We start from the raw sequence: 25,884 nt of genomic DNA on the forward strand, positions 1-25,884 counted from the left end.
CTAACAACAACTTTACTGACTTTTGTCATAACTTACAACCAAAAATTCATCTATTAGCATTCAGTAATCAATAACATAGCTTGCTTAATTCAGGTATAATGACACCCCTTAACGACGACGTTAATTACAAAATAATTTGAATATCGATGCGTTTTGTGGTATAAATGTCGGCTTTAAAATTTTCTGAATTGGTGGGCCTGTTATTTGCCTTTAGATAGCAGAACTGCCAGCTCAACCTTCATATAGTTTTGTTTGGTGCAATGATGTCGCTTGCTGTGTCCATGCCGCAAAATCGCGCAACTTGCCCAGACTGGTATGAGAAACCCTCATACCTCATAGATTAGGAGTTCGCCATGTCTCGAGTTTGCCAAGTGACTGGAAAGCGCCCTATGGTGGGTAATAATGTTTCGCACGCAAACAACAAAACCCGTCGTCGCTTTCTACCAAACCTTCAAAGCCATCGTTTTTGGGTAGAATCTGAAAACCGTTTTGTCCGTCTTCGTATCTCTACCAAAGGTATGCGTATCATCGATAAACTTGGTATTGATAAAGTGCTAGCTGATTTGCGTGCACAAGGTCAAAAAATCTAAAACACGCACTTGCATGCCACCACTTAAAGGAAAGCGATTATGAGAGATAAAATTAAATTGGTTTCGACCGCTGGTACTGGTTACTACTACACCACTACTAAGAATAAGCGCACTATGCCTGGCAAAATGGAGATCAAAAAGTTTGATCCTAAAGTCCGTCAGCATGTGATCTTTAAAGAAGCAAAAATCAAATAATGGTGGTTAACCATCATTGATGGCATATTTGATATTCAGACGACGGTTGTATCTATCATCTAATATCATATGCACAAAAAAAGGGCTTATCTTCGGATAAGCCCTTTTTTTATTATAAATACGTTTGAATTATTGTATATTTTGGCGTCAATGCATCAGCTATAGTTTGTTGGCTCTTTATCATAAACGTGCGCATGCCATTGACTCATCTGCTTTTGCATGATCACTTGTATGGCAGCTTGGATCATATGCTGACCGATCGCTTGGGTATCATTACCCAGCAGTTCTTTAAGTTTGTCTGAAAAATCAATCGTCATCAGCGGCTCTTCACTTTTATCCGCATCACGCAACATCAGCGTACCATCATCTGCAGCGATCAGCTCCAATGTGGTTTCTTTGGCAAAGCCTGCAAACGGATCACTATGTTCGTAATCAGCTTCTATGTCATTGTCTGTATTGTGGGGCATATCAGTTGTTCCTCGTTGTCCTGAGCTGAGGGTTGGTTAATTACCAACCCTCAGCTCAGGCACATATGTAATAATCATTCAATGGATGCATTATCAGTAAAATTCAAGAGCAAACCGGTCAGCAGGCACTCGGAGTCGTCTTGTATTGTCTTCATAGCATTGTCCTTTGACTATATCATCATTGTTCAATGCCAGTAGCGCAGTTTACCAAGGGTAAATAAAAAGGCGACGAACATACCCATATAGTAGGTGAGCTTTAGTTCAAAACTTGGATCACGGTATTTAAATGGCAGTGCAACAGTTGCCGTGGCTGTTGGCAAGATAAGCAGCATCAGCAACCAGTTTTCAATGACATTTAGCCACCCTTGAATGCCCGTGCCGTGACGTAATGAGGCAAGCCCAAGCAGCAGACAGGCGATGATTAGCGTGAGAATCAAGCCGTTAGGAATGTCTTTAGGAAAAATAGTATCCGTGATCTTAGCCCATGTTTTTTGCATAAAAGCATCCAGCCGCGCAAGGTTAGCGCTGCTTATTTAGCGATAAAAAAGAAGGTGGGTTGTTGGTAACGCAGGCGCTCAACTATAAGAGCCCATCAACCATAATAAAGACACACAAGCTGTCAGCCAGCCAAGACTCAAGGCGTTTCTGGTCTCGATATTGGTGTGCTGTATTTTGTTAAACAGCCGCGAGCCCAGCCAAAACAGCAGCGGGATGCCCAGTACAAACGCCGGCACAATCACTGCCGCATGACGTAAGACCGCCATTGTCTCATGGCCAACCGCCAAGCGAAAACCGTAGCCTGCAAGGCTCAATACCAACGAAAACAGTGCCAGCCCAACGGTGATGTATTTGGGCACAAGGTGCTGCTCATTACTTGGTACCGATGTTGCCTTGTCGGTCGTCTGTTGATCAGATGGTTGCATATTCATTATGCCTGTACTTGCGCCAATTCTGCGCGCATGGCATCGATAGCGGCGCGGTAATCGTCTTGATTAAAAATTGCAGATCCTGCAACAAACATATCAGCTCCCGCTTCAGCAATGGCACGAATGTTATTGGCCTTAATACCACCATCCACTTCAAGTCTGATATCACGGCCGCTGGCATCAATAAGCTTGCGTACGGCGCGCACTTTATCCAAAGTGGCCTCAATAAATGATTGGCCGCCGAAGCCTGGGTTGACGCTCATGAGTAGGATCTGATCCACCTTATCCATCACATGATCAAGATGATGCAGTGATGTGGCAGGGTTTAATACCAAGCCGCACTCAGCGCCGCCATCTTTGATAAGCTGAAGAGAGCGATCAACGTGATGACTGGCTTCTGGATGAAAGGTGATGATGCTCGCCCCTGCTTCCAAAAACTGCTCAATCATACTATCGACAGGTGTCACCATTAAGTGCACGTCAATAGGCGCATCAACACCGTAATCACGCAGCGCTTTACAAATCATACTACCAAAGGTCAAGTTGGGTACATAGTGATTGTCCATCACATCAAAGTGCACCACATCTGCCCCTGAAGCAAGCACACGCTCTACTTCTTCACCCAAGCGAGCAAAGTCAGCAGACAAAATGGACGGTGCTATCAGATAGTTAGCAGGTTTTGTATTGGCAACGGTCTTAGTCATAATGGTATCCAGCAGTAGCTTTGATATAAGGGTAAAAAAAGCCTAATAAACGGCTTATCATCATAGTGCGCACTGACTGTATACTGGATATCAGCAAGTGCGCCCCATTATTCATGGCTTGATTATAGCATAGCGCTATCAGCCAAGTTGTGCCATGCGCCAGTGATGCTCAATATGATCGTTGACCACGGTTTGGATAAAATAGTAGCTGTGATCATAGCTGGCGTGATAACGCAGGGTCAGTGGCTGCTGCGCTTCTCTACATGCTTGCTGTAGCTTTTCAGTCTGCAAATGACCCTCTAACAAAAACTCATCGTCGCCGCCCTGATCCACCAAAATAGCAGAGTATTGACGTCCTACCTTAGCGATCATTTTTGAGGCGTCGGCTTCATCCCACAGCGCTTGGTCATCGCCAAAATATTCAGTATAGGCCGCTTGCCCCCACATCGACTCACTGGCAGCACACACAGGCGACAGCGCCGAGACACTGATAAACTTACCTGGATGCTTGAACCCTAGCAATAACGAGCCATGTCCACCCATCGAATGCCCCATAATGCCGACATTGCTGATGGGAAACTCAGAGCGCAGCACATCATAAAGCTCGTCAACGATGTAGGTTTCCATATTAAAATGTTCAGACCACGGCGCTTTGGTGGCATCGACATAGTAACTGGCCCCTTGCCCAACAAAATAGCGCTCATCATTGGCCACGTCGTTGTCATCTGTGCTGCGCGGCGAGGTATCAGGAGCGATAAAGATCATGCCAAGCTCGCTACATTTTTGTTGCACATGCGCTTTGTGCGTGACGTTGTCCGCTGTGCAGGTAAGCCCTGATAAATACAGTATCGCAGGACACTGATGTCCGAGCAATGCTTCATCGGGCAAATAAATACTAAACGTCATGGGAGTCTTCGTCGCGCTGGACTCATGACGGTAATAATGCTGCTCACCGTCAAAACAGCGATTGCGACTGGTTCTGGTCAGTACTGAGCCTGCAGGTAAGCTATGATGATAATAATTCATACCGCTTTATCCTTTGATTCGTTCGTCATTTATGAGTGATGGTGCATCGAAGGCGAAAATGCAGACACAACGACGATGGTCGTCATGTCTGCTTAGTGGGGTCTTACCAAAATGATTTTTTACCAAACGATCAATGCACGAATAACACTGGTATTAGTATTCAATCACGCTACGAATGCAGTTTGGATCTTTGAGCAGCTCAAAGCCTTTATTGATCTCTTCATGCTTAAGCTTGTGCGTGATGAGTGAATCAATATCAATCTTGCCTTCCATATACCAATCTACGATGGTTGGTACGTCGGTACGGCCGCGCGCGCCACCAAAGGCTGAGCCTTCCCATTTACGACCAGTGACCAATTGGAACGGACGGGTGCTGATCTCTTGTCCTGCGCCAGCCACACCAATCACAATCGAGCGGCCCCAACCTTTATGAGCGCACTCTAGCGCTTGGCGCATCACTTCAACATTGCCAATACATTCAAATGAATAGTCAACACCGCCACCTGTCATTTGTACGATATGATCGACCACATTATCCACTTCGCTTGGATTAATAAAGTCAGTCATACCGAAACGGCGACCCCATTCAGCGCGGCTTGGGTCCAAGTCAATACCAATAATACGGCGTGCGCCAATGAGCTTGGCGCCTTGAATGACGTTTAGACCAATGCCGCCCAAACCAAACACAGCAACTGTCGCGCCCGCTTCCATCTGGGCACTGTATACAACTGCGCCTACCCCAGTGGTCACGCCGCAGCCGATGTAGCAGACTTTATCAAACGGGGCGTCTTCACGAATTTTGGCAACCGCAATTTCAGGCAACACGGTGTGACGGGCAAAGGTCGATGTGCCCATGTAATGCAAAATTGGCTCACCATCAAAGCTAAAGCGTGAAGTGCCATCTGGCATTACCCCTTCACCTTGCGTGGTACGAATGGCTTGACACAAATTGGTTTTTGGATGTAGACAAAAGTTACACTCGCGGCACTCAGGGGTGTATAACGGAATCACATGATCGCCAGGCTTAAGGCTTTTTACATTTTTGCCCACTTCCAGCACGATACCCGCACCTTCATGACCCAAAATTGCAGGAAAACGGCCTTCAGGATCGGCACCTGACCATGTGTAATAGTCAGTATGGCAGATACCAGTGGCTTTTAGCTCAATCAAAACTTCATTGTCTTTTGGCCCTTGTAAATCGACTTCATGCAGCGTCAGCGGCTTGTTGGCTTCCCAAGCAATGGCAGCAGTGGTTTTCATAATATGCTCCTAATAAGTACGAGAGTGAGGGTTATGCTATGGTTATTATTTTGCGAACAAAATTTTTATGTGAACAAAACTGGGCGGACTTGAGGGCAAGGGTCATCCTGAGCCTTGCCGTTACTCATTGCTGAGCAATAATAGACCACTCTAATAGTCATATCCGTCCAGTATTATAACAAAAACTGATCGCTCAAATGAGCGAGGTCTAAAGACAGACTGTTGTATAAAAGTTGCTAACTATTTAGCATCTCGCAATACCCACTAGGGCGTGGTTGGGAGATGGTCTACCGTTGTTTCTGATCCTACGCTCACCGAGTTACTGACTGCAGTAGATACGCCTGACTGATCAAACAGTACCCGCTCGAATGCTGGCAACGCGGTTCTCATTAGGCTACCAACCGCCATTTGCGGCTCAGACGGCTCAAAGCCCATAAAACCCTCGCGCTCGCTCACGCGTAATTTGGCATCATTGAAGGCAGCAGCGAAACTGGTGTTTTCACGTAAGCTTTCTGCAAAAAAGGCTTGGCCAAAATAGGTCATTTCTGCGGTATTGGTGCAGCCAAATGAGGCTTTGTCAGCGGCCGATGCGGTAATCACCACCGTCGTTGGTGAGGCTAGCTCATCAATAAACGACCCTGAATAACAAGCCGATACCACGATGACACGCCAGCGGATACCTGACGCATCAAGTGCGTCGCGCAGCCATGACGCCTCCATATTCTCCATATCAAGCGGCGGATTGGCGAGCTGAAATAGATCTTGATTGCCATGCGAGGATAACGTCAGAAATAGCACATCTTCATCGGCATTCATCTGCTGACCAATGCGCTTAAGACCGCGTAGGATACTGGTTTTGCTTGCCACTGGCTCATCCATCCAGCTATAGGTATTGTTGATCAATGCCAATGAATGACCGCTGGTACCAAAACGCACATCAAATAACTGCCTTACTTTATTAATCTCCGAGCGAAACACGTCCTGCTCAGCAAATCCTGCCACGCCCATAAAGTACCAATCAGTCTTGCCAGGGATGTCCGCATCAATACTGCTTAAGGCTTGATCTAACAATATTGGCTGCTGATAAAACGCGGCTTCTGCGAGCACTGGCTGAACAGGAATTTGTTTGAATATCGGCTGATCGGTCACATTGCTTTGCCAAATAGTCAATAGTGCCACTGAGCCGATCAGTACAATGATACGCTCCCACCACGGGGTACGCATGCGGCGCGCAAAAATCCACAAAAGCGCCAGCGTCTGCCACAAAAATAACACCAAAAATAAAATGGGTAAAAACGAATAGCTCCATTCTGGCAGCCAGCCATGACTGCCCAGAAACTGGACGATACTTTGTAAAAGTGCGGAAAGCGTATCGGCGGTGAGCCACAGTACCACAGGTACAAATACCAGCGTCTGATTGCCTGAGCGTCTGGCTAAAATAATACCGCCAAGCAAGATAATGGTCGGCCAAATCAGATAACTGACCAAGCCCTGCTCATTAAAAATGCTGCCACTCTCTGCAGCCAGCCACGAAAACAGCACGTTACTGCCAAGCGCCAACAGTGCGAAGACGGCAAACTGTATAAAGGTAGGTTTCACCCAAGAAAAAGCGCGTGTTGAGCCCACCAGCATCCACAGCGACGCAATAATATTGGCAGCAAAGTTGAGCGAAAAACGCTGTAAGGAAATGGTTTTGAGCGACGAGAGTGACAAAGACTTGAACCTCTATCCAGTTTTCGGCTGACGAAACACGAAGACATAACCACCAATGGGTAATAGCATCGCACCCATTTGTCGTTATCACATAGCCACTCATATCATAGTATCTAGTGGCGAACACGCGGCCTGCGCAATAAGCTGACCTGCTATTTTGACAGTGCCAGCTTAACAGCTTAGCCAGTTTATCTGGCTAACCTATCGGAATTGTAACGGATTGTGAGTTAAGAGGATAAGACTAATTTGTAAAGCCCAGCTTTTATCACCAAACTCACAATACCACTTGATATATAAGTATCATAACGTCCTACTCACGCTATTGTTGCAAGCTGTCGTAATACTCTAAGACACCGCGACCAAAGCAAATACCCATAAAAAAAGAGGCTCAAATAATAGGCCTCTTTTTTTGTATCACTTATCTATTAAAGTACGGTAAACCGCTTACTTCATCAACAATTCATTAACGCGCTTGAGGTAAGCAGCTGGGTCTTCTAACTGACCACCATCTGCCAACAAGGCTTGATCAAAAATAACCTGTGCCAAGTCATCAAACTGCGCGCTGCTATCGAGCTTTTGGATCAGTGGATGGTCAGGGTTGATCTCAAGCGTGGGCTTACTCTCTGGCACCTCTTGACCCATTTGCTTAAGCATTTGAATCATTTGCGGTGACAGCTCCCCTTCACCAACCACCAAACAGGCAGGACTATCAACCAAACGCGTTGAGACTTTAACGTCTTTAGCACGCTCGCCAAGGGTGGTTTTGAGCTTATCAACCACAGGCTTGAGCGTTTCTTGTGCTTTGCTCGCTTCTGCTTTTTCTTCTTCATCTTGTAGGTCGCCCAAATCTACCGCGCCTTTGGCGATATTTTGTAGTGGCGTCTCATCAAACGAGGTCAGGAAGTTCATCGCCCATTCGTCAACGCGGCTGGTCATCAAGATCACTTCGATGCCTTTTTTCTTAAACAGCTCAAGTTGTGGGCTGTTTTTGGCGGCAGCAAGGTTGTCTGCGGTGAGGTAATAAATGGCTTTTTGACCGTCTTTCATGCGGGCTTTGTAATCTTCAAAGCTGGTTTCAACGCCATCATGGGTGCTGGTCGCATAACGCAAGAGCTTCGCGATGCGCGCTTGGTTACCCATATCTTCGCCCAGACCTTCTTTAATCACATCGCCAAATTCGCTATAAAACTGGGCGAACTTTTCTTGCTTATCACTGTCTTCGCTATTGGCTAAGCTGGCAAGTAAGGTCAAGATGCGGCGTGCGTTACCATCACGGATAGACTTCACATCACGCGACTCTTGTAGCAGCTCACGGCTGACGTTCAGCGGCAAGTCGGCAGAATCAATCACCCCTTTTACAAAGCGCAAGTACATTGGCAACAACTGCTCAGCATCGTCCATGATAAAGACGCGCTTCACATACAGCTTTAAACCATGCTGCTGCTCACGTGTGTATAGATCCATCGGTGCGTTTTTGGGGATATATAAAAGCTGGGTATACTGGACACGACCTTCAACGCGGTTATGCGTCCAAGTCAGCGGCGCATCCATGTCATAAGTGATGTTTTTATAAAAATCGACATACTCGTCGTCTTCGATGTCAGACGCTGAGCGTGTCCATAAGGCACTGGCTTTGTTGATGGTTTCCCACTCGTCGGTCAATACCATCTCACCGCTGGCTGGTGCGGCGTTTTCATCATCGCTATCGGTTTCTGAGGCGTCTTCTTGCCATACTTCTTTACGCATCTGGATCGGTAAGCTGATGTGGTCTGAATATTTATTCACCAAACGCTTGATTTTGCTGCGATCAAGATAGTTGTCTTCGCCCTCAGAATATTCTTCTTTTAGGTGCAAGGTGATGGCCGTGCCGCGCTCAGCTTTGTTGATGGTTTCAACGGTAAACACGCCTGTACCATCTGATACCCAGCGTACGCCGTTATCCGCAGGCTCGCCTGCTTTGCGTGATTCGACAGTGATGGTATCGGCCACGATAAAACCTGAGTAAAAGCCCACACCAAACTGACCGATCAGTTGACCGTCTTGTTTTTGTGATTCAGACAGCTTGTCCAAAAAGGCTTTGGTACCTGATTTGGCAATCGTACCCAGATTTTCGATGGCGTCAGTTTCATTCATACCAATACCATTATCGGTAAAGGTAATGGTTTTTGCCTCGGTATCGACTGCAATGCGGATACGCAGCTCGCCGTCATCTTCATAAAGGCTGTCATCGTTGTTGGCTTCAAAGCGCAATTTGTCGCAAGCATCAGAAGCATTTGATACCAATTCGCGGACAAAGATGTCGGCATTTGAATAAAGAGAATGGGTCACCAAGTGCAATAACTGCGCGACCTCAGCTTCAAAACTGTGTTTTTTTAGTTCAGGGTTTTGGCTATCTGCTTGAGTAGACTCACTCATTAAAAGACTCCTTTTGGTATAAAAAATAATGACCACAATAACAAAGACACCGCGTATCGTGCTGGCTGCGCTTTGCGTTAATGCCCATTAGGCTGTTTATACAGATAGGGGCAGGCAAAAAAAATTCAAGCATTAAAGCGATATTCCATAAAAAAACACCGCATTTGTCTATCAAAGCGGTGTTTTAGTATCCCTGAGGGTCAAACTTAAGACGCAAAGCGCGAATGTGAGCGACTATTCTGAATAGGCTGCTAGCAATATCTCCCAGATAGTCGTCAATTTTTTGGAAAAATGAATGTATGTTTTCATAACAACCTCTGCCTTACTCTACAATGATTAATATCATCTGGTGAGGTTTATTAAAACGGGTTTTCAACCATTTGTATAATTAATTGAATACAACATATTATTTTATTTACCAAAACATCTAAAGTATTAGCGCGGCATTGGTCGAATGGTCAAAATCTGCTCGCTACGACCAAATGGCCCATATATGTCATGCAGCACTGCACTGGTCAGGCCAATACCATCATCACCGTATTGCTGCACCGCTTCGATACCGAGCCAGCGACCCTTTGGTGCACGGTGCATATGGATTTGCAGATCGGTATTGGGAAACATCCATTCTAGCTTGGATAAACCCAAACCCAGTCGGGGTACGACTCCGTTGGCAGTATCAACCATACCTAAAAGATGTACCATATCATCGGTCGGCTCACCGTCTATCATGTCGATATCATTGGTAATCCATACCATACCGCGACCCGCACGGCGATCAGGCTCAGAGACCAAGCGTACACTTTCAATAAAGCCGCCCGGCCAGCCTTTCATGTCATCCCATACAGGCAGCTTATCAGGCTGATGCTTGGCAGGTGGATCCTCAAGACCCGCAATGGCACTGGTATCTTGGGTCATCAGTCGCCATGCACGCGCAATGATGCAGTCGCGGCCACCACTACTCATGACCGCTTCTATCAGTTCAATGGTTTTGCCGGGGCGAATACAGCGGGTATGGATGGTAAAATCATCAAGCGGTATCAGCCCTAAAATATCCAAGCTGATACGGGCGATACGCATGTTGTGTTGCGGGCAAAATTGGTTTAGCTCACGGGTGAGAACGCCCGTTGCAGGTGCCATGTGCTGCTCGTGTTCATTCCATGCCCCTTGGGCGTGCTCCGTTGGGCGATAGTGAGTGATGCAGTCGCCTTCTGGCTGCATCTGACGAGAGAGACACTGGTAATAAATGGCCATGATCATCCTTAATCGACAAGTACAAATGCGGTGACAATGCTGTCACCGCACAGTGGGGAGTGGTAATCAATCATCGTTAATAAACAAGGCTTAAATAGCACTTAAAAACTTAAATAGCGCTTAAAAAAATAGCTACTTGCCGACTTGCGTCACAGGTATGCGTAGCGCTTTGGGCAAGCTAAAGGTCACGTTTTCTTCGATGCCTGACAACTCATGCGGCAGCTGGCCACCCCAATCTTGGAGCTGCTGCAATACTTCTTGAATCAAGATTTCAGGCGCTGATGCACCCGCAGTGACACCAACGCTTTGTATGCCCTCAAACCAGCTGCGCTGCATTTCGCTGGCATTATCAATCAAATAAGCCTGACAGCTCATACGCTCTGCCAGCTCACGCAAACGATTGGAGTTTGAAGAGTTGGGAGAGCCCACCACCAATACCACCTCGCAGCGTGCAGCTAGGTCTTTCACCGCGTCTTGGCGGTTTTGAGTGGCGTAACAGATATCGTCTTTGCGCGGGCCCTGAATGTTAGGAAACTTATCACGCAGCGCATCAATAACACGGGCGGTATCATCCATCGACAAGGTGGTTTGGGTCACAAACGCCAGATGATTGTCATCTTTAACGCTCAAAGCGGTGACATCAGCCTCCTCTTCAACCAGATGGATTTGGCCGCCATATTTTTGACTAAAGCGGCCCATGGTACCCTCAACTTCAGGGTGACCGGCGTGACCGATCAGTACCGCATCCATACCATCATGGGCAAACTTGGCCACCTCCATATGGACTTTAGTCACCAGCGGACAGGTGGCATCAAACACGGTCAAGTCACGGCGCGTGGCTTCATCTTCAACCGCTTTTGACACGCCATGGGCGGAGAAAATGACGATAGAGCCATCAGGCACTTCATCAAGCTCTTCGACAAACACGGCACCGCGCTCGGCCAAATCTGACACCACAAACTTGTTGTGTACCACTTCATGACGCACATAAATGGGTGGCTCAAAACGCATCAACGCTTCATTGACGATTGCAATAGCGCGATCCACACCCGCACAAAACCCACGTGGATTGGCAAGATAAATTTGCATAAGGCGGCCTATCATTGGATAATTTGGGATAAAAAAGAATGCTCTACTTTATCATAATTTGCGCTTATTGCATTTGAATTAGTCAGTCGCCTTTTTTTGTGACGCTTTGTACCTTATTATTATGCGCCGCGCCCCATCATCTTTGCTTACCCTTTATTTTGATTATTAGGACACCGCTATGACCGGTTCATTGTTTATCATCACCGCCGCTTCAGGTACTGGCAAAACCTCGCTGGTCAAACAGCTGCTTGCCACGACCAATGACTTAACCGTCAGCGTCTCTCACACCACGCGTGCCCCCCGCCCTGGTGAGATTGATGGCCACCATTATCACTTTACCGATGTGACCACCTTTACCCAAGGCATTGGCGAGAGTCAATTTTTAGAACACGCTGAAGTGTTTGGCAACTACTATGGCACCTCAGAGCAAAGTGTACGTGCCCAGCTAGAAGCAGGCATTGACGTCATATTAGAAATCGACTGGCAGGGCGCCCTACAGGTCAAAAAAATCTTTGACAACGCAGTGATGGTATTCATTTTGCCACCAAGTATCGATACCTTACGCCAACGTCTATCCACACGCGCTCAAGACAGCGCTGAGGTCATCGAGCAGCGACTGGCAGGCGCGGTCACTGAAATGGCGCAATATGTCCATTTTGACTATATTGTCATCAATGATAACTTTGAGGTGGCGCTCGCTGAGCTAAAAGCCATCATCGTGGCAGACAGACAACGCCTGCCCCGCCAGCAGCAGCGCTATCGCCGCACCATCAACACCTTATTAGAAGCAGAGGCAGAAAAATAGCCTTACGTCAGCACTAAGTATAAAAAGCAACTGCGCGTGCGCTTAAAAAAGTGCTATAATAATCAGTTATTCCCTTATATTTTTGATACAATTTTTATCAGCAAGCGGTCTGACTATACTGCTGATAAAACCAACCGAGGTAGCTATCTATGGCACGAGTGACGATTGAAGATTGTTTGGATAATGTTGATAATCGCTTTGAGCTGATTTTGGTCGCAAGTAAGCGCGCGCGTCAGCTGGCCAAAGGTATCGCTGAGCCAATGGTTGAAGTGGACAACGACAAGCCAACGGTATTGGCACTGCGCGAAATCGCTGCTGGCAAAATCACCCGCGATATCCTAAATCAGCCAGAACACAACTTTGCCACAAGCTCATTAGACCTTGCCTTATCAGGCGATCACAGCTTCTAAAATTTGCTGTAAACCGACATCAATAAAAAAAGCCATAGTGTGATGCTGTGGCTTTTTGTTGTTTATGATTCACCATATTGTCTTGCGACAATCGTGACCATATTCACCACCGATATCGAAAATCGTCTCCCTGAGGGTCGTACGCCTTATTTTTTAAAGGCTAATGGGCGAAGCAGTTGACATTCAACGCATTTTACGATTAATTAGAGGCTGACCTACCCGTCTTAACAACCGTTACACGTATTGAGCACCTGTCTGAAACGGACAGATGTCGATGCTGGTATTGTCAAAAAAAATCAGTGAGCACTTTATTGCCATATCCAACCAGTAATCACTACCAGTAATCATTAATAGGACAGCCATTTATGAGCCAAAACTTGCCAAAACTCAGTCATCCGATGGTTGACGATGCTCAGTACAACTTACTACGTTCTGTTGGGTATTTGAATGCTGCCGAAAGGCATGACATCGTTGACGCTTGCAAGTTTGGCGATATCGCCCATATCAAAGACAAACGCAAATCAGGCGAGCCTTATATCACCCACCCCATCGCAGTGGCTGAGATATTGGCAGGCTTTCGCTTGGATCGTGACACCATTATTGCCGCCATCTTGCATGATACGGTCGAAGATACTGACGTCAGCGATGATGAAATCAGAGTTCGTTATGGCAACGTGGTCGCACGCCTAGTCGACGGCGTCACCAAGCTCAAATCATCAAAACACAACAAACAGCAAAACAAAGCGGCCACCTTTCATAAGATCTTAATCGCCACCTTAGATGACCCACGCGTGTTGATCATCAAGCTGGCTGACCGTTTGCATAATATGTCCACGCTTGATGCCGTGCGCCCTGAAAAGCAGCGAGCCACGGCGCAAGAAACGCTGGATTTTTACGTGCCTTTTGCTCGCCTGATGGGTCTCAATGACATTGCCGATTATATCGAAGTGCTGTGTTACCGTAACCTTGATTCCAACATGTATAACAAACTGTCGGACAAACTGCTGCAGCACGGACTTGGTCGCAACTTTCAAAAAGAAGCCATTCATCGCTATCTAACCATTGTCATGAACAACCTAGAGCTGGGTGGTCATGTCAAAATATTGGACAACCGCGTCGCCATGTATCGACAGTTTTTTCGCAATCGCGGTGAGATCAATGCGTTGCTGCGCCATTATTCGTTTGAGATTGTGCTCGATAACGTCGAAGCCTGCGATAAGCTGGCGTATTACTTGATTAAAAAATATCAGATTGACGATCAGCATATTGAAGACAATATTCGCAGACCGCTTCCAGGCGGTAATCAGTCGCTGACCCTGATCTACGAGCGGGACAATGATTTTATTAAAGTCACCATTTTGACCAAGCAAATGCAGCGCGCCGCCAGACTTGGTGTTATTGGCGTCGAGCACGCCTCAGATGTGAGCCAGTCGGTCATCCAAGCGTCACTACGCAATATGAAAGACTTGGTCGATGATGACAGCACTATCAATGAAAACAGCCCTGATTTTTCAGCAGCGGTATCGACGATTAATGACTTGATGGATTATCTGCATTCTAGCAAAATCCTATGTTACAGCCCGCAAGGGCGTGCTTATGAGCTGCCGCAAGGCTCGACAGCACTAGACTTTGCTTACGCGGTCGGGCCTATGGTGGGCAACGTGGCCGTGGGTGCCAATATTGACAATAAAGCCGCCAAGCTTGGCACTGTGGTCAAAAATGGCCAAATGATTGAAATCGAAGTCGATAGTCAAGCAGCGCCGAAATCAGAGTGGCTTGGCTTTGTGGTCACCAACAAAGCACGTGAAGAAATCATGCGCTGGTTTAAAGACTTATCCGTTACCGAAAAGCAGCATCACGGACAGCAAGCCCTTGGCCGCGCGCTCAAAACCTATCAAAAAAGTCTCGATGACTTAAACGATAATGACTGGCAGAATCTACTAGAATGGCGCGGCGTGCCTGATAAAGACACGTTGTTTGAGCAGATCAGCGCTGGCACCCTTCTGCCGCAACTGGTGGTGTCACGGTTGTTTAGCGATGAAGTGAGTCAAATGCAGGCAGAAAAAGGAGACGCTGAGGCGCAGCAGCCACAACAACTGGTGGCCAATGCCGCAGGGGTTGAGCTGGACTTTGCCAACTGCTGTCATCCAATCTATGGTGACCCTATCCTTGGTCACTTGTCACGACACGGCTTGGTGGTGCATCGTCACAAATGCTTTTCACTCGATGACATCCGTAAAGACAACCCTTATCAGGCGATTCAACTGCGCTGGCGTGATGACAGTGCCATCAATCAGCATGACGCTGGCGAATATGGCGAAAAAATCCGTTTTCCTGCTTACCTCAAACTGTCTATCGTCCTTAATGATGAACAAATCAGTGAGGTGATTTATCACCTGCGCCAGCTGAACATCGGGGTTGAAACTGTTGATGTGCGTCATAGCGACACCATCATTCATATTATTGTGCGTAGCCGTGTACACTTGGCGCAAGGTATCCGCGATTTGCGCGCGCTTCTAGGTTTCCCCAACATCATGCGCTTGTATCAGCTGTAGAGATGCTTATACAATAGCGCTCAGTACCATTATTTAACCTATCGGCCAATAACTGGCCGATATTATTACATCATAACCATAAGGATTATTATGAGCCGTCAAACCATCCAAACCGATAATGCCCCTGCTGCTGTTGGCACTTACTCACAAGCGGTCAAAGTGGGTAACACCGTTTATATCTCAGGGCAGCTTGGTTTTGATCCTGAAACGATGGAATTAAGAGAAGGTTTCAAAGCGCAGGCTGAGCAGGTGTTTGAAAATATCAAAGCAATCTGTGAAGCGGCTGGTGGTAGCCTCAATGACGTGGTGAAATTTAATGTGTCTTTGACTGATCTCAGCGACTTTGCCGTCCTAAACGAAGTGTTTGTGGCTAACTTGAGTGAGCCGTACCCTGCGCGTGCTGCTGTACAGGTTGCTGCCTTACCAAAAGGCGGTGTGGTTGAGATTGAGTCTATTTTATATATTGAATAGTTTGTATTGAATGACCATTTGATGATGGTGTAACACTGATATTTAGCAACGTTCAGACCAGCGCTTAGTGGTTGGTCTGATCCCACCTTTTATGTTCAGAACGCTCTTCTTCTTATTTTGCACCGCTGTGAGCCTTTTTTATGTTGGTACAAGTTGCGCTACCCGTCCCCCTTTATCGGGTATTTGACTACGACCTGCCAGCAGATATGCCGACGCCACCTGCTATTGGCAGTCGCGTTGAGGTCTCCTTTGGACGACAAACCCTGATCGGTATTGTGGTTGCACATCTGGCACGCGCAGACAGCAGTGTGCCAAAAAACAAGCTCAAGCCCATTAACCAACGCCTAGATGACGCGCCAATATTGGACGCGTCCATGCTGAGCTTGGCATCGTGGCTGACCCGCTACTATCACTATCCTTTAGGCGATGTGCTATCTGTCATGATGCCGACGCTGATACGTCAAGGCAAACCACTTGATTTGCTGATCACGTACTGGCGCATCATGCCCAATGTCAACAACAGTGATTTCCACCCCAACGCTAACAAACAAAAGCAGCAATTTGATATGCTCAAGCTGCATGGCACACGCGGCGCTAGCGAAGAGGTATTGTTGTTAGAAGGTATGGAGCGCACGTTTTTAAAAACACTGGAAGACAAAGGTTTGATTGAGCGTTATGTCCAGCCTAAAGGCGACCCTGCCCCCGTCAGTTTGGCAAAGATGCCACTGGACTTGAACGATGAGCAGCAGCAGGCAGTCACGGCGATTTTGGCTGCACATGATAAAGCCAACTATAGCGGCTTTTTGTTAAATGGCATCACTGGCAGCGGCAAGACGGAAGTCTATCTGCAAGCCATGCAAAAGGTATTAGAGGCGGGACAGCAGGTATTGATTTTGGTGCCTGAGATTGGTCTGACGCCGCAAACCCGTGCGCGCTTTGCCAGTCGTTTTGCCGCGCACATTGTACTGCTGCATTCAGGTATGAGTAACACCCACCGTATGCAAGGCTGGCAGGACTGCCGCACAGGACATGCCCAGATTGTCATTGGCACGCGCTCCGCTGTGTTGTATCCATTTGCCAATTTGGGCTTGATCATCGTTGATGAAGCACATGATGGCTCATATAAACAGCACGACACATTGCGTTATCATGCGGCGGATGTCGCCCTCTATCGTGGATTTCAACACAAAATTCCAGTGGTACTGGGCACGGCTACCCCAAGCCTTGAGCACTTACATTTGGTCGATGAGGGCAAGCTGGTAGAATGTCAGTTGCGCACGCGCGCAGGTAATGCCACCACCGCAAAAATGCAGCTGATTGATGCACGCCAGCAAAGCACTCACCAGCAGACCCAAGACGATGGCGAGCGCTACGATACGGGGCTGACCGATAAGCTGATCGGTGCCATTCGTCAGACTTTGGAAACGGGCGATCAGGTCTTAGTATTTTTAAATCGGCGCGGCTATGCGCCTGTACTGCTCTGCGGGGCTTGCGGCTGGCAAGCGGACTGCCCGCGCTGTGATGCTCACTTAACGGTTCATTACAGTCGCCAAGCCCAGAGCCATGCGTATCTCAAATGCCATCACTGCGACTGGCAAGCATACATGCCTGCGGCTTGCCCTGACTGCGGCAGTCAAAATATAGATGCTGTCGGTATGGGCACCACGCGCCTCAGTGAAAATTTGCATGCGATTTTTGCCAACCCGCAAACCAGCAAAACTATTTATCCCATCATTCAAATTGACCGCGATACCACGCGCCGTAAAGACAGCTGGGAAGCGATTTATCAAAAGATCAATCAAGGCAAGCCTGCCATATTGGTCGGCACGCAGATGGTGGCCAAAGGTCATCATTTTCCTAATGTGACATTGGTCTGCCTGCCCAACGCCGATCGCGGCTTTTTGTCTGCAGACTTTCGCTCCCCTGAGCATACCGCGCAGCTGATGGTGCAGGTGGCGGGACGCGCAGGACGCGGTGACAAAGCAGGTCGCGTACTGATCCAAACCCTTCAGCCTGACAATCCATTGCTGCTGCAACTGGTCAAAGAAGGCTACTTGTCGTTTGCCAAAGCCCTGCTGCAAGAGCGCAAAATGATGGGCTTGCCACCTTATCGCCACGCTGCGTTGATTCGCTGTGAAGGCAAAACCTTGCCTGCCACCATTCAAGCATTGAATGATGCCATCGCAAGCTTACCAACACCGCATCAGCTCGCAGTGCTGGGGCCTATCGACGCACCCATGAGCAAAAAAAACAGCCGCTATCACTCCCAGCTGCTGCTCCTTAGCAAAGATCGCAACCACTTGCACCAACTATTGCGCCAGTGGTGGCCGACAGTGCTGGCTTTGCCCAGCGCCAAATACCTAAAGCTGACCTTGGATATCGATCCCACTGGCTGGTAAATCAACATTAACCCGTACTTGCCAGCCTTTGTATCACCCAATCAGTGATACGATTGGCCGTATTCTGCTGGCTGCTTTACCTCGCCATTACAGTGTCTGATGCGCAAATATGCTACATTCTTAACCTATTAGGATGCTTGATTGCCGAGTAGCAACCCGTAACGCAAAGTACCGTTAGCGCCCAGCTTGATGACGCACCAAGCAATCACCCATTGACCTTTTATCTTATCTTTTTAAGTGGTGTTTTGATGGACAACCCTTCAGAGAATAAGCGCTCCCAAAGCAAGCCGCACAGCCACGACCATCACGCCAGTGAGCACGGTCATGACGATCATGACCATGGCCCACATGACGCACACAATCATGATGACCATAGTGCGCCCCACACAGCCAGCAAAAGCAAGGCAGCCAGTGATACCAAAGGCTACCAACGTACCCTGCTATTTAGCTTTGTCATCATCACAGGCTACATGCTCATTGAAGCGATTGGTGGCTGGCTAACAGGCAGCTTAGCCCTGCTATCCGATGCCGGTCATATGCTGAGCGATGCGGTTGCCTTGGGCGCGACGTTAATGGCGTTTAAAATCGGTGAAAAAGCCGCCACGCACCAAAAGACTTTTGGCTACAAACGTTTTGAGATTTTGGTGGCAGGGGTGAATGGCGCGACCTTAGTGATCATCGCCTTAATGATTTTTTATGAAGCCATTAAGCGCTTTAACTCTCCACCTGAGATTGCCACCCAAGGCATGTTAATCATCGCCACCATTGGAATGCTAATCAATATCTTGGTGGCATGGCTGATGCATCGCGGTAGTCATGGAAATGAAGGTGATGGACACGGTCACGCTCATAGCCACGGCAGTGACACTAAAAAAACAGATAAAAAACCCGCCAACTTAAACATGCAAAGCGCGTATTTGCACGTGCTTAGCGACTTACTGGGTTCTGTCGCTGCAATCATCGCTGCCTTATTGATGATGGGATTTGGCTGGCAGTGGGCAGATGCGGCCGCTTCGGTTATCGTTGCGGTACTGATCCTGATCAGTGGCTACCGCGTGGTGCGCGACTCAGTACATATTTTGATGGAGGGGACACCCAAAGGCATCGCTTTAGAGGATATCGAGCAGCGTATGGTCGCACATGCTCAAGTACAAAAGGTGCATGACTTACATATTTGGAGTATTACCAGTGGCCTACACGCCCTATCCTGTCATGTGGTGGTCGATGGGGATATGAGTATCTCCGATGCCAGTATCTTGATTGCAGAATTGGAGCAGGGTTTATTGGACTTGGGCATCAGTCACGCCACCATTCAGGTTGAAAGCGCTGCCCACTCACATGCTGGCACGCATGCCGATACGTTAATTTGTGACATCTCAGATCGCGTGACTGCTGGCGCTGGTGGGCATATTGGGCACAATCATTAAATCGGTTAACGCCTTCTTACTGCTTTGACAGGTCAATCACGATGTTTAATGAAAGTATAGCCATAACGCAACATGACCCACAGTAACCAGATGGCCGTGATTGTCCAAATACCGATACCCGCACCAAGCAGTAGTATTCTGACCCAACTGTCTAAGCAGCCATTGCACAGCAGTGGCAAATAAGCAGGGCCCATGTTGGACGCCAATATCAACCAAAAACCCAATAGTAATGCCAAACCAGCAGTAAAAATAACGGCGATGATCTTACCAATACGTTTTAGTACAGCGTGGCGCTGCTGACCATGAGACAAACCTGATGATTGCATATTGATACCCAGCCATTTTGAATAATAAGTAACGTTACCATGACACGATCCTGTTGTATTTTGCGATACCGCGTCAAATAAAAAAACCAAATCAATAAAAACAGCATATGTCATAAATTCATCTACTGCCAATTTCTGTTAAGGTAAGCATATGTCAAAATCATGAAAACCTGATAAGGCCATCATATCTTAGATATAAACGCTGTATACTTAAGCGATACTCACTTTATTTACCATCACTTGATGAATCACTGCCATGTCTAGACGCTCAGCGGCCTTTGTCGCCCCCAGTCATATTGATGATCCGCTTTCAAAAGCGGGTAAAAAACATGCCAAATTGTTGCTCTCTACGTTACAAGACGATATTGCTCAGTTTCGTGACGCTCAGTTTCCGCCCGATATCTTGCAGCAAGTGCGCGATATGCCCATTTTTTCGGGCAACTTGGCCGAGGTGCAGGCCTATCAGCAGCGCTGGCAGCCTTTGATTGACCGAGCAATGGGCTTTTATCCTGCCGCTTACCTGCCGCCTGACTATCTCCCCTTGCCTGCTAGCCTTGAGATACCGCAGTTTGTCTATCATGTGCAGCGTTTACACCTAACCAAAACCCGCGCTAAAGAATCCAAGAGTTTTGGCTCTATTGGGGCATTGACCGACAAGTGCGGTGAGTATACGCCACAAGAAATCGAGCGAATGACAGCCGTTTTTGAAAAAGATGATAGCGCCCAACTGGTTGCGCATCGGGCGTTTATTGATTTGCGGGCTTATGTATTTTGCCGCGATCAAAAAGGCGAGCTATTAGAACCGGAGCGTCTGCGTTTTTATCGCACAGGACTGATCATCCATGCTTTGCCTGACTTTAAAATCGTCGACAGCAGACAAACGCCGCGCAAACGCCGCAATGATGCGTATAGCAATCCACTAGGGGACAATGGCGTGTGGAAGGTCTACCGCAAAAAATAACACGCTCAGGGCATAGGCTATAGATAACACTATTTTTGCCGTGTTCAATCCTACCTTTTTCTTTAATTGTCTGTTTTGACAATGCCCCATTTATATCGATTGCTAAGGAGCTGACATGTTCGCTGCCGCCGCCGGCTCACCAAACATGATGTTACAAGCCACCATTTTTTTGGGCGCAGCCCTACTTTTTGTGCCCCTGGGTAAGCGCTTTGGCATTGCCACCGTGCTTGGCTACCTGATTACTGGCTTGATCCTTGGCCCTAGTGGCCTTGATGTGGCAGGTGATGCCGAAAGCTTGCTGCATTTTTCCGAATTTGGCGTGGTGATGCTGCTGTTTATCATCGGCCTTGAGCTGCAACCCTCACGACTTTGGGCGCTCAGACGCTCTATTTTTGTACTGGGCGGACTGCAAGTTGGGTTAACTGGCCTGCTGCTCATGGGCATTTTGTACCAGTTTTTTGCGCTGCATTTGGACACCGCGTTCATTGTGGGCTTTGGTCTCGCGCTGTCCTCGACCGCGTTTGTGTTGCAGATTTTGACCGAAAAGCAGCAGCTATCGAGTACCCATGGGCGCGAAGCCTTTACCATCCTGTTATTCCAAGATATTGCGGTCATTCCGTTACTCGCGGTCATTCCCTTTTTGTCAGGGGTGCGCGAACAGACCTATGACTTGATCTATTTTGCCAAGGTTTTTGCCGTTTTTGCAGGATTGATTATCGCCAGCCGTTACGTGGTACGACCCTTCTTTAAATTTGTCGCCTCAAGCGGGGCAACAGAGCTGCTTACGGCGGTGGCGCTGTTTATTGTGATGGGTGTATCGATTTTGATGGGTCAAATCGGCCTATCAATGGCTTTGGGCGCATTTTTGACAGGGGTATTGCTGGCAGATTCAGAATACCGCCACGAGCTAGAGGCCAGTATCGAGCCTTTTAAAGGCTTGCTGCTTGGGCTGTTCTTTATGTCTGTGGGCATGCTGACAGATGTCAAATTGATCATGTCCCAGCCGCTATTTATCATCGGCTGTGCGGTGGCACTGATGTTTATCAAGTTTGCCGTCATTGCTGCCATTGCCAAAGTATTGGGCAATCGCTGGCCGACCAGTATTCGCTTGGGTGTCACGTTGGCGCAAGGCGGTGAGTTTGCCTTTGTGTTGTTTAGCGTGGCTACCGCGCAAAACGTGTTACGCCCTGAGCTGAGCAATGTGTTAAACCTCATCGTTACCATCTCGATGGCACTCACACCACTGGCCTTTTTATTGCTTGAAAAGCTGGGCGAGCCTTACTTTGCCAAGCGCAAACCCAGCCGTGAATACGACACCATACCTGATCACGAGCACCCTGTGATCATTGCTGGTTTTGGCCGCTTTGGCCAAATCATTGGGCGGGTACTGCGTATGCACAATATCGAATTTACCGCTATTGAACGCTCAGCCAATCGCGTCGATTTTGTCCGTAAGTTCGGTAACCAAGTGTATTATGGCGATCCAAAAAACCCTGAGATTTTGCGAGCCGCAGGCATCAGCAAGGCGCGTATTTTTATCATTGCGGTTGATGATTTAGAGCGCTCCATCACCACAGCAGAGTACTTGCATCACAACTATCCAGACCTTGTGGTACTGGCACGAGCACGTGATCGCCAGCATTATTACCGCTTGCGCGAAGTGGGCGTACGCCATATCTGGCGCGAGACTTATCTGTCGTCGCTTGATATGTCCCGCGAGTCGCTACAGCTTTTGGGCATCACGCCTGAAAAAGCGCGTGAGACCATCCAAACGTTCCGCGATTATGACGATGACCTGATCGAACGTCAGCAAGCCATTTATGATGATGAAGCGCGGATGATCGAGTCATCACAATCCGCGATTGCCGAGCTGGAGAGCTTGTTTGATGAAGATATTGGCAAAGCGCGCAAAATGGACTTGAGCGATTTTTATGCCGTGCTCAAGGATCAAGCCATTCCAGTTGATGGGGCTGACAGTAGTGATGACACACAAAGCAGCACGACTGGTAATCTTGACATCACTACCGACAGCACCGACAAGCCACAGTCTTAAGTTAAACTGCCATCATCATAATTGATGACTGTAGCTGCAATACTCAGCTTGCGATCAATTTGCGGTACAATTTTTTGGGGCTTGTTTTTTATTGAGCGAGCTGATGCAGTGCCAGCCCTGCGATTCAATGTTGTGATAGAACACCATCGTCTGGCCATTGAGGTAACGTGTGGGAAAACGCGCGCCTTGTACCGTGGCAATCACGGTGCAGTCAGTCGATGCCACGCCTGCCGCCTCAGTAGCCACCCGCAATTTGACCTGTTGATCAGCAATATTTAGCGGCAAATTGACAGGACAGCTGCCCGTTTGCTCATAAATCAGCGCCACTCGATTTTGCGCATTTTTGGTGGCATTATAGGCCTCGAATACGATTTCCCGCTCTTTTTGTTTGGCAATGATGGGCAAAAACTGTCCATTAATTACTGACAAAGTAAACGCAAAAAAACCAAAACCCAGTCCCAAGCCGACCAGACTGACCCCGCCCTCACGGCGCAGATGTGCTTGCTGCGCTGCCTCATCGCGTGGGTGATCATTGATGGCATCAGCGATCTCACGGCGCGCCATACGATAATAATAAGCGTCCGTCCAGCGCGCTACCATAAATGACCAAAACAACCAAATCAGCGCCGCAATCCCCACCCGAGTGACCATATGATAAGCATCTGGCACATATGACATGGCCAGCGTTTCAAACGCCACCAATACGATGGTGATATTCAGCTGAATAAACGACCAACCAGCGACGCTATAAACGATCGCGTCCATATAGCGCTTACGATACAGCAGCCACGGAAAGGTCATAAAAAAGGCAGCCCAATGCCATTTTGGCGACAGATATCCTTGCTCATCAAATTGCGCAAAGCGCTTGAGATAATAGGCTTGGGTACGATGACCGATAAACCATTGATCCAGTTGTTTGCGCTTGGCAGGGGTCAGATGCTCTTGATAGAACGGCGGCGGTGAGTCAGTCTCAATAAATAGCATAGCTATAAGCCTAGTAAAAAATGAGCGTACGATTAGGGCGGCATAAGCGGCCTATTATCGCCAAATATCAGCCTTCATATTATATGATAACGCCCCTTTGGTTGCGACCGCCACCGCCTTATCTGACCCTGCATTTTTGCAACGATTTATGCATGTTGATTGCGCGTTCCCACCAGCGGCAATTTAACTTATAATGATGCCATATCCGTCAACAAATTAAGCCATAAAACCCTATGAGTCCACATTCTCACCCCGATACGATCACCGATCTACCTACTGATGCAGATGCGACTACCAGCACCGCTACTGATACAGTTCAGCCGCCAAGCGATAAGCACAAACGCATCGTCAACACTTTCATGAAGCGGCGCACGCACATGAACAAAAACGCTGAACAGGCGCTGACTGATCCTGAATTTGCAGAATATCTGGTCAATAACAGCTTTGGTGACGGTAATCTTGAGGGCATTGATGATTTGCGTGCACTCTTTGCCAATACCCCAAATGGCAGCGAGGCACCGCTCACGCTGGAAATTGGTTTTGGCCTTGGTGATTCGTTTATTGAAATGGCTATGGCTGAGCCGGCACGCAACTTTGTCGGTATTGAAGTTCATGAGCCTGGCATTGGCAAATGCGCTTATATGGCGGGTACGCAAAACCTGAGTAACGTTAAAATCATCAATGGCGATGCCATCCAGTTGCTAAAACAGCTGCCTGAAAACCACATCGACCGCATTCAGTTGTATTTTCCTGATCCATGGCAAAAAAAGCGTCATTACAAACGCCGTTTTGTTAGCCCTGAGCGCATGACCATCGTCACCCGCAGCTTAAAGCGTGGCGGCTGGTTCCATACCGCAACCGACTGGGAGCACTATGCGTTTTGGATGGTTGACGTTTTGGACAACTTTGAAGGCTTGAGCAATCAAGCAGGCAAGGGTAACTTTACAGATAGACCAGACTTTCGTCCAATGACCAAGTTCGAAAAACGCGGTATCACTCGTGGCCACGGCGTATGGGATTTGATCTATACTAAAGACTAAATGCACGACGTATCCATACTAAAAACGGTCGCCGCTATCATACCTAGCCGCGACCGTTTTTTTATGTCCGCACCATAAAGGCTCTGCATGGAAAAATCAGGTCATGAATCAAACGCCATACCGCATAACGTCAGGATGGACAGTGACTGATATCAAAACAGCGCTAGCGTCTGCGCGGAAAACAATAAAGAGGGGCATCGCTTAGTGAAGGGTATCATCAAAGGTAGTAAGGATTTTTATTCAACACGGGGTCATATCGCACGTTAATTGACGTGATCGTCAACATTCTCAATACTTGTGAAACATTATGCTAACGCGTGATTTTAGGGGGTTTGGCGATAAATCTGAGGATATGATCATGCGCGTTATCGACATCAATCGCTACCTTGTATTTTCGCAAACCGTGATAACATAAGGGATACACGAGTTTTCCCCATAAGCTGTGGATAACCCTGTGTATAAGTCACCACTTGACAGTCTACTGGCTTAGTATTCTAAAGGCTAAGGTAAAATCGTTCATTTTTTGTACAATTTTTAATAGTAATAAAATCAATAATTTACAATCATCAAATCTCAATAAAAGCAGCGTATGTTTTTTTTCAAAATGGCCAACAATGTCATCATTGTTTCACAAAAGCGTTAAAGCCCGTGCCGATAAGCGTATCACTTCTTAGCGGTTCATATTGACAAAACACAACTTGAACGGTCTTAACTTAGCACAGCCCGCCCTGACTTTCCTACTATTTTTTTTGATTCATTCATTTTTTTCTCATACGACATTCATTGTCGCCTAGCGTTTGTAACGCACTGCGATAGC

Annotated in this window: 23 protein-coding genes; 11 read left to right on the forward strand and 12 right to left on the reverse strand. The window is 47.6% G+C overall.

Annotated elements, in window-relative coordinates:
- Positions 1-353: 353 nt before the first annotated feature.
- Both rpmB and rpmG read left to right on the forward strand, forming a co-directional pair.
- Positions 354-590, forward strand: coding sequence for a 50S ribosomal protein L28 (gene rpmB / locus ACFI32_RS06740; RefSeq protein WP_462625739.1), 237 nt, complete (start codon positions 354-356; stop codon positions 588-590).
- 39 nt (positions 591-629) lie between these two features.
- The gene (rpmG, locus tag ACFI32_RS06745) at positions 630-785 is read left to right on the forward strand and encodes a 50S ribosomal protein L33 (RefSeq protein ID WP_010201403.1); all 156 of its coding nucleotides are present in this window, start codon (positions 630-632) and stop codon (positions 783-785) included.
- A 155-nt stretch (positions 786-940) separates the two neighbouring features.
- Here the strand turns inward: rpmG and ACFI32_RS06750 are convergent, their stop codons facing one another.
- The 10 genes from ACFI32_RS06750 to ispH form a co-directional block, all read right to left on the reverse strand.
- A complete protein-coding gene (locus tag ACFI32_RS06750) occupies positions 941-1,252 on the reverse strand; it encodes a hypothetical protein (RefSeq protein WP_462625740.1) in 312 nt (103 codons plus the stop codon).
- Between the two features lie 185 nt (positions 1,253-1,437).
- Complete coding sequence (locus ACFI32_RS06755; protein WP_462625741.1) at positions 1,438-1,749, reverse strand: hypothetical protein; 312 nt, start codon at positions 1,747-1,749, stop codon at positions 1,438-1,440.
- A gap of 78 nt (positions 1,750-1,827) precedes the next feature.
- On the reverse strand, positions 1,828-2,181 hold the full coding sequence (locus ACFI32_RS06760; protein ID WP_462625742.1) for a hypothetical protein: 354 nt from the start codon (positions 2,179-2,181) through the stop codon (positions 1,828-1,830).
- The gene (gene rpe / locus ACFI32_RS06765) at positions 2,181-2,882 is read right to left on the reverse strand and encodes a ribulose-phosphate 3-epimerase (protein ID WP_462625743.1); all 702 of its coding nucleotides are present in this window, start codon (positions 2,880-2,882) and stop codon (positions 2,181-2,183) included. Before rpe ends, ACFI32_RS06760 begins: the two co-directional genes overlap by 1 nt.
- Positions 2,883-3,020: 138 nt before the next feature.
- The gene (fghA, locus tag ACFI32_RS06770; protein WP_462625744.1) at positions 3,021-3,908 is read right to left on the reverse strand and encodes an S-formylglutathione hydrolase; all 888 of its coding nucleotides are present in this window, start codon (positions 3,906-3,908) and stop codon (positions 3,021-3,023) included.
- A 153-nt stretch (positions 3,909-4,061) separates the two neighbouring features.
- A complete protein-coding gene (locus ACFI32_RS06775; protein ID WP_462625745.1) occupies positions 4,062-5,168 on the reverse strand; it encodes an S-(hydroxymethyl)glutathione dehydrogenase/class III alcohol dehydrogenase in 1,107 nt (368 codons plus the stop codon).
- A gap of 264 nt (positions 5,169-5,432) precedes the next feature.
- Positions 5,433-6,881 (reverse strand): C13 family peptidase, encoded by a 1,449-nt coding sequence (locus tag ACFI32_RS06780; RefSeq protein WP_462625746.1) that lies wholly within the window; start codon positions 6,879-6,881, stop codon positions 5,433-5,435.
- Between the two features lie 444 nt (positions 6,882-7,325).
- A complete protein-coding gene (htpG, locus tag ACFI32_RS06785; protein WP_462625747.1) occupies positions 7,326-9,296 on the reverse strand; it encodes a molecular chaperone HtpG in 1,971 nt (656 codons plus the stop codon).
- 435 nt (positions 9,297-9,731) lie between these two features.
- Positions 9,732-10,547 (reverse strand): thioesterase family protein, encoded by an 816-nt coding sequence (locus ACFI32_RS06790; protein ID WP_462625748.1) that lies wholly within the window; start codon positions 10,545-10,547, stop codon positions 9,732-9,734.
- Between the two features lie 132 nt (positions 10,548-10,679).
- Positions 10,680-11,636 (reverse strand): 4-hydroxy-3-methylbut-2-enyl diphosphate reductase, encoded by a 957-nt coding sequence (ispH, locus tag ACFI32_RS06795; RefSeq protein ID WP_462625749.1) that lies wholly within the window; start codon positions 11,634-11,636, stop codon positions 10,680-10,682.
- 178 nt (positions 11,637-11,814) lie between these two features.
- On the opposite strand from ispH, the gene gmk reads away from it, so the two are divergent.
- The 6 genes from gmk (at position 11,815) to ACFI32_RS06825 (ending at position 19,703) form a co-directional block, all read left to right on the forward strand.
- The gene (gmk, locus tag ACFI32_RS06800) at positions 11,815-12,441 is read left to right on the forward strand and encodes a guanylate kinase (protein ID WP_462625750.1); all 627 of its coding nucleotides are present in this window, start codon (positions 11,815-11,817) and stop codon (positions 12,439-12,441) included.
- A gap of 149 nt (positions 12,442-12,590) precedes the next feature.
- Entirely contained in the window at positions 12,591-12,851 is a 261-nt protein-coding gene (gene rpoZ / locus ACFI32_RS06805) for a DNA-directed RNA polymerase subunit omega (protein WP_201504946.1), read from the forward strand.
- A gap of 365 nt (positions 12,852-13,216) precedes the next feature.
- Positions 13,217-15,406 (forward strand): RelA/SpoT family protein, encoded by a 2,190-nt coding sequence (locus ACFI32_RS06810; RefSeq protein WP_462625751.1) that lies wholly within the window; start codon positions 13,217-13,219, stop codon positions 15,404-15,406.
- A 90-nt stretch (positions 15,407-15,496) separates the two neighbouring features.
- On the forward strand, positions 15,497-15,877 hold the full coding sequence (locus ACFI32_RS06815; RefSeq protein ID WP_462625752.1) for a RidA family protein: 381 nt from the start codon (positions 15,497-15,499) through the stop codon (positions 15,875-15,877).
- 140 nt (positions 15,878-16,017) lie between these two features.
- Positions 16,018-18,276: a primosomal protein N' gene (locus ACFI32_RS06820; RefSeq protein ID WP_462625753.1), complete on the forward strand. Its 2,259-nt coding sequence runs from the start codon at positions 16,018-16,020 to the stop codon at positions 18,274-18,276.
- Between the two features lie 248 nt (positions 18,277-18,524).
- Positions 18,525-19,703 (forward strand): cation diffusion facilitator family transporter, encoded by a 1,179-nt coding sequence (locus ACFI32_RS06825; protein ID WP_462625754.1) that lies wholly within the window; start codon positions 18,525-18,527, stop codon positions 19,701-19,703.
- Between the two features lie 32 nt (positions 19,704-19,735).
- On the opposite strand, the gene ACFI32_RS06830 is transcribed toward ACFI32_RS06825, so the two are convergent.
- On the reverse strand, positions 19,736-20,143 hold the full coding sequence (locus ACFI32_RS06830; protein ID WP_462625755.1) for a hypothetical protein: 408 nt from the start codon (positions 20,141-20,143) through the stop codon (positions 19,736-19,738).
- Positions 20,144-20,285: 142 nt separating this feature from the next.
- On the opposite strand from ACFI32_RS06830, the gene ACFI32_RS06835 reads away from it, so the two are divergent.
- The gene (locus tag ACFI32_RS06835; protein ID WP_462625756.1) at positions 20,286-20,990 is read left to right on the forward strand and encodes a hypothetical protein; all 705 of its coding nucleotides are present in this window, start codon (positions 20,286-20,288) and stop codon (positions 20,988-20,990) included.
- A gap of 115 nt (positions 20,991-21,105) precedes the next feature.
- Complete coding sequence (locus ACFI32_RS06840) at positions 21,106-23,043, forward strand: monovalent cation:proton antiporter-2 (CPA2) family protein (RefSeq protein WP_462625757.1); 1,938 nt, start codon at positions 21,106-21,108, stop codon at positions 23,041-23,043.
- A 54-nt stretch (positions 23,044-23,097) separates the two neighbouring features.
- On the opposite strand, the gene ACFI32_RS06845 is transcribed toward ACFI32_RS06840, so the two are convergent.
- Entirely contained in the window at positions 23,098-24,027 is a 930-nt protein-coding gene (locus ACFI32_RS06845) for a pilin (RefSeq protein WP_462625758.1), read from the reverse strand.
- A 233-nt stretch (positions 24,028-24,260) separates the two neighbouring features.
- On the opposite strand from ACFI32_RS06845, the gene trmB reads away from it, so the two are divergent.
- Positions 24,261-25,067: a tRNA (guanosine(46)-N7)-methyltransferase TrmB gene (gene trmB, locus ACFI32_RS06850; RefSeq protein ID WP_462625759.1), complete on the forward strand. Its 807-nt coding sequence runs from the start codon at positions 24,261-24,263 to the stop codon at positions 25,065-25,067.
- Positions 25,068-25,884 lie beyond the last annotated feature (817 nt).

The sequence above is a fragment of the Psychrobacter sp. PSi21 genome (assembly GCF_054960615.1).